Origin of the sequence: Aquimarina algiphila, from assembly GCF_947494415.1 — a bacterium.
Taxonomy (GTDB): Bacteria; Bacteroidota; Bacteroidia; order Flavobacteriales; family Flavobacteriaceae; genus Aquimarina; species Aquimarina algiphila.
In genome coordinates this window covers 444070-460788 of the sequence record NZ_CANLVC010000007.1, presented here as the reverse complement: position 1 = coordinate 460788, position 16719 = coordinate 444070, and the positions used below count along the sequence as shown (strand labels likewise).

Annotated in this window: 12 protein-coding genes; 8 read left to right on the top strand and 4 right to left on the bottom strand. The window is 31.2% G+C overall.

Annotated elements, in window-relative coordinates; all coding sequences use genetic code 11:
- The first annotated feature begins 390 nt into the window (after positions 1-390).
- Positions 391-732, top strand: coding sequence for a hypothetical protein (locus PQF96_RS16690; protein ID WP_109435471.1), 342 nt, complete (start codon positions 391-393; stop codon positions 730-732).
- 107 nt (positions 733-839) lie between these two features.
- Here the strand turns inward: PQF96_RS16690 and PQF96_RS16685 are convergent, their stop codons facing one another.
- From PQF96_RS16685 to PQF96_RS16675, 3 genes are all read right to left on the bottom strand, one after another.
- Positions 840-1361, bottom strand: coding sequence for a DUF302 domain-containing protein (locus PQF96_RS16685; protein WP_271767491.1), 522 nt, complete (start codon positions 1359-1361; stop codon positions 840-842).
- A 42-nt stretch (positions 1362-1403) separates the two neighbouring features.
- The gene (locus PQF96_RS16680) at positions 1404-4148 is read right to left on the bottom strand and encodes a carboxypeptidase-like regulatory domain-containing protein (protein WP_271767488.1); all 2745 of its coding nucleotides are present in this window, start codon (positions 4146-4148) and stop codon (positions 1404-1406) included.
- A 120-nt stretch (positions 4149-4268) separates the two neighbouring features.
- Positions 4269-5096 carry a GLPGLI family protein gene (locus tag PQF96_RS16675; protein WP_271767486.1) on the bottom strand — a complete coding sequence of 276 codons (828 nt, stop codon included), beginning with the start codon at positions 5094-5096 and terminating at the stop codon, positions 4269-4271.
- A 122-nt stretch (positions 5097-5218) separates the two neighbouring features.
- Here PQF96_RS16675 and PQF96_RS16670 point away from each other — a divergent pair, with 122 nt between their 5' ends.
- The 4 genes from PQF96_RS16670 to PQF96_RS16655 all read left to right on the top strand — a co-directional run bounded on the left by PQF96_RS16670 (position 5219) and on the right by PQF96_RS16655 (position 8865).
- Positions 5219-6730: a sensor histidine kinase gene (locus PQF96_RS16670; protein WP_271767485.1), complete on the top strand. Its 1512-nt coding sequence runs from the start codon at positions 5219-5221 to the stop codon at positions 6728-6730.
- Positions 6723-7403 carry a response regulator transcription factor gene (locus PQF96_RS16665; RefSeq protein WP_271767483.1) on the top strand — a complete coding sequence of 227 codons (681 nt, stop codon included), beginning with the start codon at positions 6723-6725 and terminating at the stop codon, positions 7401-7403. The genes PQF96_RS16670 and PQF96_RS16665 overlap by 8 nt, the downstream gene beginning before the upstream one ends.
- Positions 7404-7577: 174 nt before the next feature.
- Entirely contained in the window at positions 7578-8192 is a 615-nt protein-coding gene (locus PQF96_RS16660; RefSeq protein WP_109435477.1) for a deoxynucleoside kinase, read from the top strand.
- A 16-nt stretch (positions 8193-8208) separates the two neighbouring features.
- On the top strand, positions 8209-8865 hold the full coding sequence (locus PQF96_RS16655) for a DUF2461 domain-containing protein (RefSeq protein ID WP_143917266.1): 657 nt from the start codon (positions 8209-8211) through the stop codon (positions 8863-8865).
- A gap of 35 nt (positions 8866-8900) precedes the next feature.
- On the opposite strand, the gene PQF96_RS16650 is transcribed toward PQF96_RS16655, so the two are convergent.
- A complete protein-coding gene (locus PQF96_RS16650) occupies positions 8901-10142 on the bottom strand; it encodes a 3-deoxy-D-manno-octulosonic acid transferase (RefSeq protein WP_271767481.1) in 1242 nt (413 codons plus the stop codon).
- A 190-nt stretch (positions 10143-10332) separates the two neighbouring features.
- Here PQF96_RS16650 and PQF96_RS16645 point away from each other — a divergent pair, with 190 nt between their 5' ends.
- The 3 genes from PQF96_RS16645 to PQF96_RS16635 all read left to right on the top strand — a co-directional run bounded on the left by PQF96_RS16645 (position 10333) and on the right by PQF96_RS16635 (position 16455).
- A complete protein-coding gene (locus tag PQF96_RS16645) occupies positions 10333-12138 on the top strand; it encodes a T9SS type A sorting domain-containing protein (RefSeq protein ID WP_271767479.1) in 1806 nt (601 codons plus the stop codon).
- A gap of 149 nt (positions 12139-12287) precedes the next feature.
- Complete coding sequence (locus PQF96_RS16640; protein WP_109435481.1) at positions 12288-13457, top strand: DegT/DnrJ/EryC1/StrS family aminotransferase; 1170 nt, start codon at positions 12288-12290, stop codon at positions 13455-13457.
- 100 nt (positions 13458-13557) lie between these two features.
- The gene (locus PQF96_RS16635) at positions 13558-16455 is read left to right on the top strand and encodes a DEAD/DEAH box helicase (RefSeq protein ID WP_271767477.1); all 2898 of its coding nucleotides are present in this window, start codon (positions 13558-13560) and stop codon (positions 16453-16455) included.
- The last annotated feature ends 264 nt before the right edge of the window (positions 16456-16719 follow it).

Sequence of the window (16719 nt, the reverse complement as noted above, 5' to 3'; positions counted from 1 at the left end):
TGGTTAGTTTGTTTCCCTCAAAACGGGTTTTGAATGATAATATTACTTAAAAAAAAGGGTAAACCATTTAATTCACAGTGCATTTCTGTTGTTTTCTGTACTTAATCATACAAATCTAGCAGGACTAAAGAATTGAATGTCCTAAAAATTTGAATTTCAAAGAATTCGGATATACTTCAAAAACTTATCGATGTACATTATATTAAAAACATTCTGACAAGGAAGAATTTTCAGAATTATTGATTGATAATGTCACGCTATACTGATAGAGTTCTCAAAATCAAATATCAACATTTGAAGAATAATAACTAATTAATAAAATCAAACCAAGTATGTTTTTCTATTTTGGCATCTTTATTGGTGCATTTTTATAAATAAAAACAACATAATATGAAAACTGATTCTTATACAAAATTTATAATGAGTATAATTGCTATTTGCCTAGTTATTATAGTAGTTAGAGATATGGATATCATTCCAAAAGCTCATGCCAATAATAGCTCTGAGTCAAAATATGGTATTTTACCAATTAATGACGACGGCACTATCACTGTTCGTTTAAGTAATACAGATGAAATTGATGTAAACATCAAAAGCATTGACACTTATGATAAACTCAAAGTAGATTTGACAGATATCAATACAGACAAGGAACTAAATATTAATATTGATGAAATAGGGGGTAGTTATGTATCTAGTGGAGGACCTATCAAAGTGAAAATTCAAAATTAATCCTCTTGAAAAAGCTAAAATATTAGCTATTTCAAGAGGATACTTAAAACCTGATAATAACATCAGAAAAATATAGGCTAACTCAACTAAATTGTTATTATCTTATACTACAAAGCCGCAGCTCCTTTTGAAATATTATCCAAAGCTTTCGTAATTGTTTGTAATATATTTTCATTTCCATTAATATCGTGACGAAGCCTTAAAAACTCCGGATCATTATAAGAGACCTTTACAACTCCTTCATCATCTTGCCATACCAGTACTTTTTGTGGAAGGTCCAACCCTGTGATTTGCGAGTTTTGCATCAAGGGAGTACCTAACTTAGGGTTACCAAACATAATCACTCGCGTAGGGTTTAGCTCTAAACCAACAGATGCTGCATTTGCTTGATGATCCAATTGAGCTACAATCTTAAGGTTTGGATTATTAGTAATAATTTCTACTAATGTATTATATGTATCTTCAAAATTTTGAGAGCTTACTTTTGTAATTACACCTTGCGCTTTATCTATTTCCATTTCTTGTTTAGGATTCTGTTCTTTGTACTTAGACGTATCATTTTGACTTTGATTACAAGAAGTAATTGTTAATACTATCAAAAGAAATCCAAATATTTTATAAATGGCCATGGTGGTTTGTTTTTTTATTGGTCGTAACAACCTATACGATAATTACAAATTATATTTTATACTTAATATCCAGTATCTAGGCTGAACAACATAGCTAGAGGTACTATTATACAATTCGTTAAAACTATCCCTATTAATACTTTTTGTATCTAATGCATTAGTTACAGAAAATTTATATTCCCATTTACTATCGGATTGCTGATACAACATATCGATATCCCAAAAACTATATTCATTAAGTGTAGTTTGGGTATCCTTATAATTATAATAATTATATGAAGATTTTATCAAGAAACTTTTGGCAAATGACCAGTCTAAACGAACAAAGGGTTGATTGGTATAAAATGTCGTTTCTGCTCCATTATTATCATAGCCGTTTATTGTAAGACTATACCCTATATCAAAATTTGGTCCTTTCTTAAAATTAGTTGACCATTCTGTCCTATACATTTGGGTAAGACTTACACTTTCGCTAGGCTGGGTGTTTATAATATTATTAAAGCTAGACCAGTTTATATTTACATCTAATTTCCCTTTCATTTTACCAAATGTTCTACTAAACCTTCCATTAGCAGAAAACACCTGATCAGCCAAATTAGAATTCACAGAAGTATTCACTCTATTAATTCCATTAATAACACTTGTGTTTTTAATTGGATTACGTCGGTTAGTATAACTGATTCTAGCAAAAACATTGGTATAATTAAACATATTGAAGCTAAAATAATTTAGAGAAAAATTATCATACAAAGCATTTTCTAAATTACGGTTTCCTTGTATTAAGGAGTTATAATTATTAAATATATATCCCCTTGCCAATCTATTGACATCTGTATATTCTGCCGTTATCGAATAATTCAACCTAAAACTTTCACTACTTTTTAACTGAGCCAAAACAAAGAAATCTGGTAGTATCTTCCACTCATTTTGGTGAATAACAGTTCCTAATTGTCGGTCTCTTAAGTCATAATTATGAAGACTGACACCAGGGTTAATTGTAAAAATACCGGTAATAAATTTATAATGCATACTTGCAAAAACATCACTAAAATTATACTTCACTCGATTACCAAATTCTTCGGTTTCAAAATCATTACGTCTATCATTATTAAGAGTTTGAAAAATATTAGAATTAAAGTTTTGTGCACTCTGTATAGTTCCTAAGGTAAAATTGAGATTACTCTTTTTATTCAACACATAATAATAGTCCAGTTTTGCATCTAATTTGCTGGTTTTCGTGTTTTTTTCCTGATTGATATTATACTGATCTGATTCTTCTAAAGGATCAAAGATATCCGAGGCAGGATCTAAGGGATCATTAATTTGAGTAAAAATACCTCTAAACGGAATTTCTGTTCGAATCGCATTATAAAAGGGATCCTCTTCTTGAAAAAGATGCTGTGCTTCAAGAGAAAATATATTTTTAGTGTTAAGCGTATAATATGCATTTGCATTCTGCTGTATAGAAAACGGAGTATTTTCGAGCCTTTCATTTATATCTTCAGAAATGGTTGATCTTCTAGAAAGGAAAATATCATTTTCTTGTTGCCTGGAACCTTTTCCAAGAATATCATAATCTAATCTAAAATTGGTATTGGGCCTATAACTCGCGCTTAATTTCAGTAATCCTAAAGTGCTTTTTTGCTGCGTATTTTCTAAAGTTTCTTCAACAGTATTATCTGAAGCGTCTGGAGTATCATCAATATAAACTCTGCGTGTATTCGTAATTAAATCTGTTTCGGTATTACTTACAATACCATAACCGCTAAGGTCTAATTTTTTGTTGGCAACAACACTAAAATTAGCAGCTCCAAATTTGGTATCTATTTCATTTGCACGATTATTCTGTAGTGTTGCAAAAGCAAGATCATCTGTAGAAATTGTGAATGACGTTCCTCCTCTTCCCAAATTTCTAAATCCTCCTGTAAAATTAAAATAATCTCTTCTTGTAAACGGAACTTCACCGATATCATTCAAATCAGTAATAATATTTAAACTATGTGACGGGCTATAATAAAACAGTTTGGGTTTAATGATATAACGTTCTGTTTCTCCAACTCCGGATCCTGCAGTAATGTCACCAAACCAGAAATTCTTTTTTCCTTCCTTAAGCTTAATATTAATTGCAATCTGATCTTGTGAATTGCGAAGACCTCTCATCTGTCCTACATCTTCATAATTACGAAGCACTTCTACCTTATCCAATGCATCAGCAGGAATGTTCTTGGTTGCCAATTTTGAATCTCCATCAAAAAAATCTTTTCCTTCTACCATCACTTTTGAGACCCTTTTTCCTTCTATTTCAATTTCACCATTTTCATTCACATCAACACCTGGAAGTTTTTCTAAAACATCACCCAACTTTTTTTCTGTTCCATTTACAAAAGAATCTGTATTATAAACCAATGTATCTCCTTTAACAACCACAGGTATTTCATATACAATCTCTACTTCATCCAAATTATTTTCCTGAGATTTCATCTCAAAATCCACAGTAACATTATTAGCGTTTACCTCAATTGACTTCACTTCTGTAGAAAGTCCAATAAAACTAACTTTAAGAAGGTAAACATTATTTTGCGGTACCGAAATTTTATACTTTCCTTCTGCGTTAGTAATCCCATATCCAACCATTGTATTATCAGATTTTTTATATGCAATTACATTTGCCATTTCTATTGAATTGCCAATTGAATCTTTTACAAATCCTATAATCTGACTTTTTTGGGCATTAACTACCTGTGCTATTCCGAAAAGGAATACCATTACTTGTATTTTTTTACTCATTCTATGATTGATTTTATCCGTTTCTATGTGCAGAAATCATAGTCGTAACATTGTGAGTTCCTATTGTAAAACAATAATCTAATGTATATGCTCATCAGATTATTGCTTTACCTAAAATTCTTATCCTCCAATTCGAATTCTCAAACCGTCTCCATCACCTCTTCTTGACATACGATCCCTCATTTCTTCCATTTTTTTCTCCATAATTTCTTCAAATTCTTGTTCAGAAACTACTTTGCCTTTGATCGGTTCATTGATTTCTATTTTCTTTTTGGGATTGAGAACAATTTTAGAGCATAATATATTTTCATCACCATCACCGACTTCTAATATCAAACCTGGCAATCCCCAATAATTTCCTGGACCATTAGATACAGGGATTTCTGGAGTATACCATGCAGTAATTGTAATCTCTTCTTCTTCGGATTCATCAGTATTCTCCTCATTATTATCAGTAGCAATTCTTATATTTCTCAAACGTTGCCCCATACGTTTTGCAGTTGCTTTATAACAGGTATAAGCTCCGATAGTTTTGGTTTCATCTTCTAATATCCAATCTAGCTCTTCTAGATTATCTTTTATCAGAAATAATTTACCCATCATATCTTGTTTACTTACATATCTTCCTTCTTTACTATTTTTATATAAAACATTAGAAGGCCCAGATCCCGCTATCATAACCCGTACACCGCTAGCAGGTTTTGGCCCTTCTAAGCTTTGAAGTTCTTTGTAGACAGATTCTGTACCATTAAAGTTTAAAGTATATTCTCTCTGAAATTGTTTTTTGAGCATTTCCTGAAGTTGTTTTTGCATATCTGCATTCATTCTGGAATCATCCATATTAAGATCTACCTTGCGATTTGTCTTATACGTTGCTATACCTTGAAAATCCTGAGCAAACAAACTTTCAAATACAAAAAGGAATATCAATATTAAAATTCGTACCATAACTATTGTTTTTGATTATTACTGTACAAATATGTAAACCAAACATTAATAGAACAGTTAACCAGTGTTAACGTGTGTTAACCGATTCGTTTTATATAAGATAAGAGTCTTACTTTTGAATTATGCGAAGAAAAAGTTATAAGAATATACTATATCTTATCATTGCTGTAATTGTTATTACACTTGATATTCAGATATACTGGAATTTAAAAAACTATGAATCTGGAAAACAACAACTGATTAATGAAGTACAAATCAGTTTGGACAATGCAGTAAACCAATATTACACTGAACTCGCAGAAGAAAACACAATACGCTTTGCTTCAGACTCTGCTAATCTTAGAAAATTTTTAAGAAAAGGGAATTTTAGAAATCTTATGAGAGATATGGACTCTGATTGTATTGATTTTAAAACTTATAATTTTTCTGATAGTATTGATACGGCTGATATATCAATAATTAGAAGTTTATCAAAAGAAAGTATATCCAACCCTCCTAAGCGCTTATTTATTACAGCAAATAATAATTCATCTGACAGAGCAAAATTGACTCTATTACGAAAACACGACAGTATACACCAAAAAGAGATATTCGAACAATTAACATCTAAAATTGTGATTTCAATTACTCAGGATTCTCTTAGACTTCCAAAAATAGATACTTTAATACAACAAGAATTTCTTAGAAAAAACATTACTGTAGATTACGGTTTAAAATATATTGACCCATTTGGTAAGGAAACAAAAACTAAAAATAAAATTGTAGATACTGCTGTCTTAAGCACTTCTTCAGAATCCATATATCTCCCTAAAGTAAGCTCTCTAGAATTATTCTTCACTAATGAAAAACTAACTATTTTTAAAAAAAATCTGTTAGGTATTCTTTTATCTTTTTTATTAATGGGTATTGTAATTGGATGCCTGCTTTTTTTACTAAGAATCATTAATCACCAAAAGCAATTAGCAGAACTAAAAAATGATCTAATTAGTAATATCACACACGAATTTAAGACACCCATTGCTACCATAAGCGCTGCAATTGAAGGCATTCAAAACTTTAATCAGGAAAACGATCCAGGAAAGACTAAAAAATATGCAACGATATCCTCAAATCAATTGAGCAAGCTTAATATAATGGTAGAAAAAATCCTTGAAACTGCCACTTTAGACAGTGATAAACTACAATTAAACACAGAAGAAATATATCTCACAGATTATATCCAAACGATTACAGATAAACATCAGGTAAATTCACCAGAAAAAAAAATCATCTTCAACAGTACACAAAAAGATATACGATTAAAAATTGATGTATTTCATTTTGAGAATGCTATTAATAATGTAATTGACAACGCCATCAAATATGGAGGGAATTTGATTAAGGTAAATATTAACGCAATAGTTTCTTCTATTTTGATAGAAATTGAAGACAATGGAAAAGGGCTTACTAAGGCACATAAAGAGAAAATATTTGAAAAGTTTTATCGTGTACCTAAAGGAAACACTCATGATGTTAAGGGTTTTGGAATTGGATTATTCTATACCAAAACCATTATCGAAAAACATGGCGGAACCATACATTTATCTTTAGATAAAGGAGTAACAAATTTCAAAATCATATTACCTAATGGCTGAGATCATCAAAATATTAATTGCAGAAGATGAACCTTCTTTAGGTCAAATCATCAAAGAGAGTCTAGAAACTAGAAATTTCAAAGTATATCTTGCCCAAAATGGCGAAGAAGCATACACATTATACAAAGCAAAAGCTCCTAAACTATTAGTCCTGGATGTAATGATGCCTAAAAAAGATGGTTTTACACTAGCCAAAGAAATTAGACAAGAGGATAATGCAATTCCTATTATATTTCTAACAGCCAAGTCACAAACTCAGGATGTAGTTGAAGGATTTACTATTGGCGGAAACGATTATCTTAAAAAACCATTCAGTATGGAAGAATTGATCGTGAGAATCAATAATTTATTACACCGTATCACTCTACAACAAAGTGCAGAGATAATTACTATTGGGGCCTATATATTTGATTTCCCAAAACAAACACTCACTTATCAAGAACTAAATCAACAACTTACTCATAGAGAAGCACATCTGTTATTTCATTTGGTAAAAAACAAAAATCAGGTACTGGATAGATCCATGATACTCAAAAAATTATGGGGTGATGATGATTTTTTTAATGGACGAAGTATGGATGTCTTTATAACAAAACTTCGCAAAAAATTAAAAAACGACGATTCTATACAGATCATTAATGTAAGAGGGTATGGATATAAACTCGTCTGTTAGTGCTAATTCTCTTAGATTCTATATCCACAATTAGGTAATTAACTAGGTTTCAAAACATAAATCTTATTGAAATTCTTTTCCATCCTTTTTATGTTCCTCATAAATTCTATTATATTTACGCCCAAACTTGAACCAACGTTTTTTACAAGAACACCCCGAGAAAAATAATCGAATATGCATATAGCTATAGCTGGAAATATCGGTGCCGGAAAGACTACATTGACCCGATTACTTGCTAAACATTATAAATGGGAAGCCCATTTTGAAGATGTATTAGAAAATCCTTACTTAGAAGATTTCTATAACAAAATGGAACGTTGGTCTTTTAATCTTCAGATTTATTTCCTGAATAGTCGTTTTAGACAAATACTCGATATTCGCGAAAGCGGAAAAGATATTATACAGGATAGAACTATATACGAAGATGCCTATATCTTTGCTCCTAACTTACATGCAATGGGATTGATGACCAATCGTGATTTTGAAAATTACAGGTCACTTTTTGATCTTATGGAAAATGTTGTTGAAGGTCCGGATCTTCTTATTTATTTGAGAAGTAGTATTCCTAATCTCGTAAACCAAATTCATAAACGTGGTCGAGAATATGAAAATACAATTAGTATTGATTATCTAAGTAGACTTAACGAGAGGTATGAAGCCTGGGCGCATGATTATGATAAAGGAAACCTTTTAATCGTTGATGTAGACCATATCAATTTTGTAGATAACCCTGAAGATTTAGGAAGTATTATTAATCGTATCGATGCAGAGTTAAACGGATTATTTTAATCTTTTGAGTAGCGATATGGATTTTAATTTGCTCTTTCAATTCCTTGAAGATTTACAAAACAACAATCATAAAGAATGGATGGATGCTAATAGAAAACAGTATCAAACCATTCGAAATTCATTTGTTCAATGGTTAGATGATCTGGATTCGAAATTAGCAGGTATTGACCCTAACTACTTTCCAACTCCAGGAAAAAAAGGGATTAATCGCATCAATAATAACTTACTTTTTCACCCAAACAAGCCTGTATATAAGGATCATTTTGGGGCAGGACTCGATCAGCGTACCAAACAAGGAGATTTTTATGTTCATATCGGAATCTCAGAGTGTTTATTAGCTGGTGGGTACTGGAAACCTGATAATAAGATTTTAAATAGTATTCGAGAAGCCATTGATTATAATGGAGAAGAATTAGTGAAAATCATAAATAAAAAAAGTTTCAAGCGTACTTTTGGCGGAATGCTTCCTGATGAAGATAAACTAAAAAAAGCTCCAAAAGGTTATACTGTAGATCATGAGCATATTGATTTACTTCGTCATCGAACTTTTGCAGTTATTCATCCCTTAACCAAAAAAGATATTCTTAGCGATGATTTTATGGATAAAGTCATAGAAGTTTATAAAGAAATGCTTCCTTTTCGACGATATTTTAATGAGGCGGTAACTGTATAACGTAGCCCCGTTAAAAAGCAACAATTCTGAAAAATCTAATCTATTTTCTTAGATAAATATTCGACAATTATATTTGTCGCTCCTGTATTGCTATTAACAAAGTGTCCAGAAATCATTCCTGTCTTCTCTCTAAACTTTTTATCTTCTGCAAGTTTCAGAATCACATTGGTAAATTCGACAGCATTAGTAATGGAAAATAGTCCGGCTAGTTTTTGTAATTGTTTTGCTTCTCTAAACTTTTCGAAGTTTTTACCAATTATGATAGGAATTCCAAAAGTAGCTGGCTCTAGAATATTATGCAATCCTCCAGTTCCCATAGCGCCTCCTACATATGCAATATCTCCATAACTATATACTCTTGATAAATACCCTATTGTATTCATAATAAAAACCTGTTGATTTTTTAGATCTACACCTTCTTTTTCTGAATATACAACAGTTTTCTTTTTGATTTTCCCTCTCAATCCATTCACACTACTGTCTTTAATTTCGTGAGGAGCGATAATAAAACAAATTTTATCTGATGCTTCATTTACGAAATCTATAAACACCTCTTCATCTTGAGGCCAGGAACTCCCCATTACAATGCAGAGTCGATCATTAATAAATTCTGAAATAAAATCTACATGATTATCCATCTCTATCTGATGCGATACCCTATCAAAACGCGTATCTCCACTTAATGTAACATTATTAAAACCAAGCCCTTCGATCAAATTTTTGGACTCTGTATCCTGAACAAAAAAATGATCCACCATCAATAGTGTTTTACGCATAAAACCACCGTACCACTTAAAGAAAGAGTGATCTTCTCTAAATGTTGTTGATATAAATACCACAGGAATATTTTTTGTTTGTAGCATTTTAAGGTAATTAGGCCAAAATTCATACTTTACAAAAATTGCCAATTCTGGTTGTACATATTCTATAAATTTCTTGGCATTGCGTTTGGTATCTATCGGAAGGTATACTATGAGATCAGCTAGCGTACTGTTTTTCTTAGCTTCATATCCTGAAGGAGAAAAAAAAGTAACCAATAACTTATGATTTGGATATTCTTTTTTTAACTCTTCCATCACAGGCACTCCTTGTTCATATTCACCTAAAGATGCACAATGAAACCAGAGGACACGATCCTCGGCGAATATTTTTTCATCTACTATTTGAAAAACGTTTTTCCTTCCTTCTACAAACAATTTTAGTTTAGGACTAAACATTCCTATAATCGGAAGTATATTTTCAAATATCGCAATAAAGAAGTTGTATAAAACGCTCAAGAATGATGATTTTTTTTATGAATTGCTAAAATACAGCTCTTTGTTGTAAAACAACATGGAAAATTTCAAAAGAAGCCTCTTAATTCTTTTAAAGAATCAACAATTTAAATCTAAATATTATGCGTATAATCTATTATTTGTCTTAAAAATTAAATAACTTGATATCAATATTCACACAAACTCAATATTTATGAAATTAAAAACTACTTTAATTGCGCTATTCTCATGTGCTATATTATGCTCTCAAAGCTTCCGCGAGGTACAACTTCCTAAACCTGAAAACCTAAGCTCTTTTTTTATTGGCCCTCTACTTAAGTCTACAATTCATTATGGAGTTACACCTCCAAATTTTAATGGTAAAGTAATTCTATTTAATCATGGATATATTGATCTCAACCAATCCCAATTCTTATTTGACAATTCTTTTTATCAAGAAACTTACAATGAAGGGTACCAAGCTGTTTTTGTAGCGACTACGCGAGGAGAGGGAATTTGGATTAATGGAAAATTATTAGCCGAGTCTATTGATATTGTTACTCAAAAATTCAACGTAGACCAATTATATTTAATAGCACATAGCAATGGCGGAAAAGCTTCAGAAGCCGCAATGTTTCATTATGGAAAAAAGAACAAAGTAGCGCAAGCATTTGCTCTTGGCACTCCTTTTTGGGGTACATATCTAGCAGATATTTCACAGATGCCCTGGTTAAATTGGGCTTGGAAACTTACTGGGTTAAATGAAGGCGCCAGAACCTCAACAACATACTATTGTAGAGATGTTATAAGACCTTTTTTAGATAATCATCCCAATAATGAACCAGAAAAGTTTGTTGTATTAGGAGCGTCAGGTTATTATAAAGGGTCTACTATTGCAGCTCCTGCTTTTTTACTTACAGGAGGGATTTTGTTTCCAGTCCAAGGAATAAATGATGGTGTGGCTCCTTACAGGAGTACACTTAGACCCGGTGCCGAGTATGTATTTAGAAAAAATGATTCGAGAGCTATTTTTGATCACCTTGATGTTAGTCTGGGACAGTTTAGTTGGTCATATATAAAATCATATATCGAAAATCGTGCTCCAAAAAACACCATCACTCCTGATACCAACCATAATAATTCTAAGATAGAAAGTAATTATTATATTATCCAATCTGAAAATGAATATGATCGCATCGTATTAGATAAAAACTCTAGTTATGCAGTAACCGAAGTTATTCATGAAAATCCAACTGCAGAATTTAAGGTTTTTGATAAAAATCATAAAAAATTAAATCTATCAAAAAGCTTTAGTACAGAAAGTCATAAAACTACTATTCCGGTTTCACAACATGACTTAACATTAAAAAGTGACTCTCGATTCGCAGCTTTTGTAAAACAAAATAGCGGAGTAAAAATGTCTTTAGAACATATTATAGAAAAGAATCATCAAATATTAAAAGTTAAGATTTATTCTGATAAAAAAGATTTTTTGTCGCTTCTAAATACTGAAGTACGAGCTGTGATAACCAAAACTTCAAAAATTGATGGAACACCTTTACAAAATGATTCTAAAGTAATCATATTTGAGAAAGATAAAGATGGTTTTTATTTCGACACCAGGAATCTGGAAGAAGGGGTATATAGTTTATTTCTAAATTCAGAAAATAAAGGAAATTTTAGAAGAAGTATTATTTCGGGATTCGTTGTGGGAGATATCAAAAATAATTTAACTACTATAGAAAATGAAAATACTTTAGAAAAACCAGAGAAATCAATTCAGATTACACCAAACTCGGTTAAAGACCAAGCCGTTTTATTTATAAAAGGACACACTACTCTAAATAATTGGCTAAATGTAAAGATATATGATATCACAGGAAAAGATATTAAAAGCTTTACGATAAGAACAAATCAGAGTTTACAATATAATATCTCTGAACAATTACAAACATTAAGTAGTGGCATTTATCTTCTTAACGTTGATGATTTTAAAACTATAAAATTTAATAAAGAATAAGTGAGTTGATATATATGTAAAGTGAAATGTATGTCTAGATACATTTCACTTTATTATTTGCAGTTAATAAAAAATATATCAAAACTATAGTTCACATTGGCAATCGTATCAATATTTTGTACTTTCGTGAGGTTACAATAAACACATTCATGAAGAAAATACAAATGGTTGATCTTAAGGGTCAATATGAGCAAATTCAAGAACAAGTAGATTCATCTGTACTTAACGTTATACATTCCACAGCTTTTATTAATGGACCCGAGGTTCATAGTTTTCAAAAAGAACTAGAGGATTATCTAAATGTAAAACATGTAATTCCTTGTGCGAATGGGACAGATGCATTGCAGATTGCCATGATGGGACTTGGTCTTCAACCAGGAGATGAAGTGATTACAGCAGATTTTACATTTGCCGCAACTGTAGAAGTAATCGCATTGCTTCAACTTACTCCAGTATTAGTAGATGTAGAGCCTGATTCCTTTAATATTGATCCAGAAGCCATAAAAAAAGCAATTACACCAAAGACCAAAGCTATTGTGCCTGTGCATCTGTTTGGTCAAGCAGCCAATATGGATGCAATAATGGCAATTGCAGAAGACCATAATTTATACGTAATCGAAGATAATGCTCAGGGTATTGGCGGAAGTTATACATTTGAAGATGGGAAATCTGTAAAAACAGGGACTATTGGCCATGTAGCGTCAACTTCTTTTTTTCCTTCTAAAAACTTAGGATGCTATGGTGATGGAGGTGCGATCTTTACTAATGATGATGAGCTAGCGCATATTATTCGAGGAGTAGTAAATCATGGAATGTACAAGCGATATCATCATGATGTTGTTGGTGTAAATTCTCGTTTAGACTCTATACAGGCAGCAGTTTTAAGGGCAAAATTACCTAATTTAGATCGCTACAATGATGCAAGAAGAACAGCCGCAAGAAAATATAATAAAGCGTTTGAAGGAATTAAAAATATCATAACTCCATCAGCAAAAGGAAATACTTGTGATGTGTCCCAAGGTAAAATTTGCAATACTTGTAATTGTCATGTATTTCATCAATATACCCTTAGAGTAATTAATACTGATCGTGATGCTTTAGTCAAACATCTTAATGATAATGCAATTCCTTGTGGGGTCTACTACCCTATCCCATTACACAGTCAAAAGGCATATCAAGACTCACGATATAATGAAGCTGATTTTCCTGTAACGAATCAGCTGGTTACAGAAGTTATTTCCTTACCTATGCATACAGAACTAGATAATGAACAAATAGATTTTATTACTAAAACTGTTATTGATTTTGTAACAAAATAAATCATACTCATAATATATACCATATGTTATGGTTTAGATAATATTATCTAAACCATAACATTATAAATTAACTGAATTTCTCCCCTAACCTGCTCAAAAAATGGATTCTTTTTGCATCTGTTACAACCTTGTTTCTTATCCCAATATTGAACTCCCTCCTCTGCCAGAGGCATATATAGTAGCCATAAAAGAAAACCATTTAGGCTATATAGAAAAACAGGCGATTCCAAGTACCTTAGAAAGCTTTAATATCAGCTATTATGAATCACCTCATGAACAAATACTAGGTATATGTAATCTTTTAAAATCTATAAATCTAGAGCAAAGATTTCAACCTAAAAAAAGTAGAAAAAAATTAAAGCTATCAGAATTAGTAAAGGATAAAAAAACTAAAGAAATTATAGTTGCTTTCATCAATAGAAAATTAGCTTTGTTTTATAATCTGGTTTATGAAAATCAATACCCCCTTTGTTTTCGAGCAGATAGAAAAGATCCTGTTTCAGTATCTCAAATTCATTTTTCAAATACTGCGTTAGATCCATTATTAACCTTTAAAAAAACTAATGATGGTATCGAATATTCTTTCTCTCTCAGTGATCACGAGAAAGAATATATTCCTTCGCAAAATGAAATAACCATACTGTTAAATGATCCGGCATGGATTGTTTTAAACAAAAAAGTATATCAAATTAATAATATTAATGCGAATAAGCTAAAACCTTTTTTTACCAAAGAAGTAATTACCATTGCTCAAAAACATATTAAAACGTATGTAGAAAAAATCATTATTCCGGTGATCAAAAATATAGATATCTCTGCTGTTGGTTTTGATATCCAGATAAAAAATAGCATTACCGGTTATACTATTGAAATTATTGAAGATTTTATCAAAGGAAATTATGTAGCTAAAGTTATTTTTGAGTATGATACTGATATTTTTGATCATTATAGCCAAAAGAGCACTGCTTCTCATGTACATTTTGGTAAAAAAGAGGAGTTGCAGATTATTCAGACTAGAAGAGATACTGGTGCAGAAAATAAGATTATTGACTTACTTACAAGTAAAGGATTGTCTTTAAATGATAATTTACTGTTAGAAACAGCAACAGAAGATTCTTTTTCTATATTTCAATGGTACACAAATCATGAGTCACAACTTTCTGAAGAAGGTTTTAAATCTATAATTCCTAAAATTGATAATAAAAATATTCTTCTAGCTCCTCATGCCATTCAGTTTGATAATCAACAACAAAGTGATTGGTTTGACATAAAAGGAGTGATCACTATTGGAGATTTACAAATTCCGTTTTCAAAATTTGTAAATCATATCAAAGAGAATAATCGTTTTTTTTCTGTTGATGACGATACTATTTTTCTAATTCCGGATTCTTGGATGACCCGATATAGAAAGTTAGCTAGTTTTGGAAAAGTAGAAGAAGAAAAAATCATTATTAACAAGAGTAATTATACTATACTACAGGAGGTATTAACTCCAGAAGAAATTGACATACAAAATCCAACAGAAACTTCATATACCCAATCACCATTACTTAAAGCTAGATTACGCCCGTATCAGGAAAAAGGGGTGCAATGGCTGGTACAACATAACAGCAATAACTTAGGGGCTTGTCTGGCAGATGATATGGGGTTAGGGAAGACATTACAAACTATTGCTACTTTAGCTTTCACCAAAGACCAACTTACTCCACAGGAAAATGAAGTAGAAAAGATAAAGCTAGATTTATTTAGTAATCCGTTAGAAATAAAAACCTTTCTTAAAGCTTTAATTATATTGCCTTCTTCTTTAATTTTTAACTGGGCACAAGAGATTCTAAAATTTGCGCCACATTTCAGTATTATAAAGTATACCGGTTCTGATAGAAAAAAAATAGCTCCTTATTTAGAAAGTTATGATGTTATTCTTACCACGTATACTACCGCAACCAAAGATATAAGTGTCTTAGAAAAAATTAATTTCAACTACCTCATTTTAGATGAAAGTCAACAAATCAAAAACAAAGATTCTAAATTATTCTCGGCTATAAACAAAATTAATTCGGCACATAAAATATCCTTAAGTGGCACTCCAATAGAGAATTCATTATCTGATCTATGGTCCCAAATGCAATTTATAAACCCTGGTATATTAGGTAGCTTTCCTTTTTTCAAAGAATATTTTAAAATTCCAATTGAAAAACATAGAAACCAGGAAAGAATAGAAGAGCTCAAAACACTTATTGACCCCTTTATTCTTAGACGTACCAAAGAACAAGTTGCCAAAGACTTACCTGAACTTACAGAACAGATTATATATACAGAAATGCACTCTAGTCAGGAAAAACAATATGTATCTGAAAAATCTGCAGCACGAAATCTATTGTTAGGAATTGATAGTCAAACCAGTAATAAAATTCATATCCTTAACACGCTTAACAAATTAAGACAATTAGCAAACCATCCTAAGTTAATCAACTCAGATACTGATAGCTCATCAGGAAAATTCGAAGATGTAACCAATTATATCACAACATTGGTTAAAGCGGATAAAAAAGTATTGATCTTCAGTTCTTTTGTGTCTCATTTACAATTATATACAAAATGGTGTGATACTCAAAATATTACATACGTTACTTTAACCGGGCAAACAAAAGGGGATGAACGAGAACAAGTTGTTAATCAGTTTCAGGAAAACGAATCGACATCTGTCTTTTTTATATCTCTAAAAGCTGGTGGAGTTGGTCTTAATCTTACAAAAGCTTCTTATGTAATTTTATTAGACCCATGGTGGAATCCGTTTATAGAAAAACAAGCCATTGCGAGATCACATAGAATCGGACAAACCAGTAATGTTATGGTTACTCGATTTATTACTAAAAATACCATCGAAGAGAAGATATTACAATTACAAGAAAAGAAAAAAGACTTATCTGATGAAATTATTGATGTAAATGCCATCCCACAGTATGTAGAACAGGATTTGGAAGAATTATTAACATAATGTCTTCTAATTTTTCAAGTATTCGAGAAGGTTTATTCAATATGTCTTTTTATCATTGTTTTTATACAGAAATAATGATAAAAGCTTTTGTTTTTTAATATCAATCTCACAATAGAGATATGACTATTTGAAAGAGAAAATTCCTTGTCTTCAATATAATTTTCGATAGAAAACCATTTAGACTAACACAAATTCTCTTGGATAAAACTCGCATTTTTAATCTTCAGAAAAGAAGGTGCCTGAAAAGAGCACCTTCTTTATATC

What these genes read in the sequence shown, in the direction of transcription:
- PQF96_RS16690 (WP_109435471.1), top strand. Translation starts at nt 391, where the DNA reads ATGAAAACTGATTCTTATACAAAATTTATAATGAGTATAATTGCTATT.
- PQF96_RS16685 (WP_271767491.1), bottom strand. Translation starts at nt 1,361, where the DNA reads ATGGCCATTTATAAAATATTTGGATTTCTTTTGATAGTATTAACAATT.
- PQF96_RS16680 (WP_271767488.1), bottom strand. Translation starts at nt 4,148, where the DNA reads ATGAGTAAAAAAATACAAGTAATGGTATTCCTTTTCGGAATAGCACAG.
- PQF96_RS16675 (WP_271767486.1), bottom strand. Translation starts at nt 5,096, where the DNA reads ATGGTACGAATTTTAATATTGATATTCCTTTTTGTATTTGAAAGTTTG.
- PQF96_RS16670 (WP_271767485.1), top strand. Translation starts at nt 5,219, where the DNA reads ATGCGAAGAAAAAGTTATAAGAATATACTATATCTTATCATTGCTGTA.
- PQF96_RS16665 (WP_271767483.1), top strand. Translation starts at nt 6,723, where the DNA reads ATGGCTGAGATCATCAAAATATTAATTGCAGAAGATGAACCTTCTTTA.
- PQF96_RS16660 (WP_109435477.1), top strand. Translation starts at nt 7,578, where the DNA reads ATGCATATAGCTATAGCTGGAAATATCGGTGCCGGAAAGACTACATTG.
- PQF96_RS16655 (WP_143917266.1), top strand. Translation starts at nt 8,209, where the DNA reads ATGGATTTTAATTTGCTCTTTCAATTCCTTGAAGATTTACAAAACAAC.
- PQF96_RS16645 (WP_271767479.1), top strand. Translation starts at nt 10,333, where the DNA reads ATGAAATTAAAAACTACTTTAATTGCGCTATTCTCATGTGCTATATTA.
- PQF96_RS16640 (WP_109435481.1), top strand. Translation starts at nt 12,288, where the DNA reads ATGAAGAAAATACAAATGGTTGATCTTAAGGGTCAATATGAGCAAATT.
- PQF96_RS16635 (WP_271767477.1), top strand. Translation starts at nt 13,558, where the DNA reads ATGGATTCTTTTTGCATCTGTTACAACCTTGTTTCTTATCCCAATATT.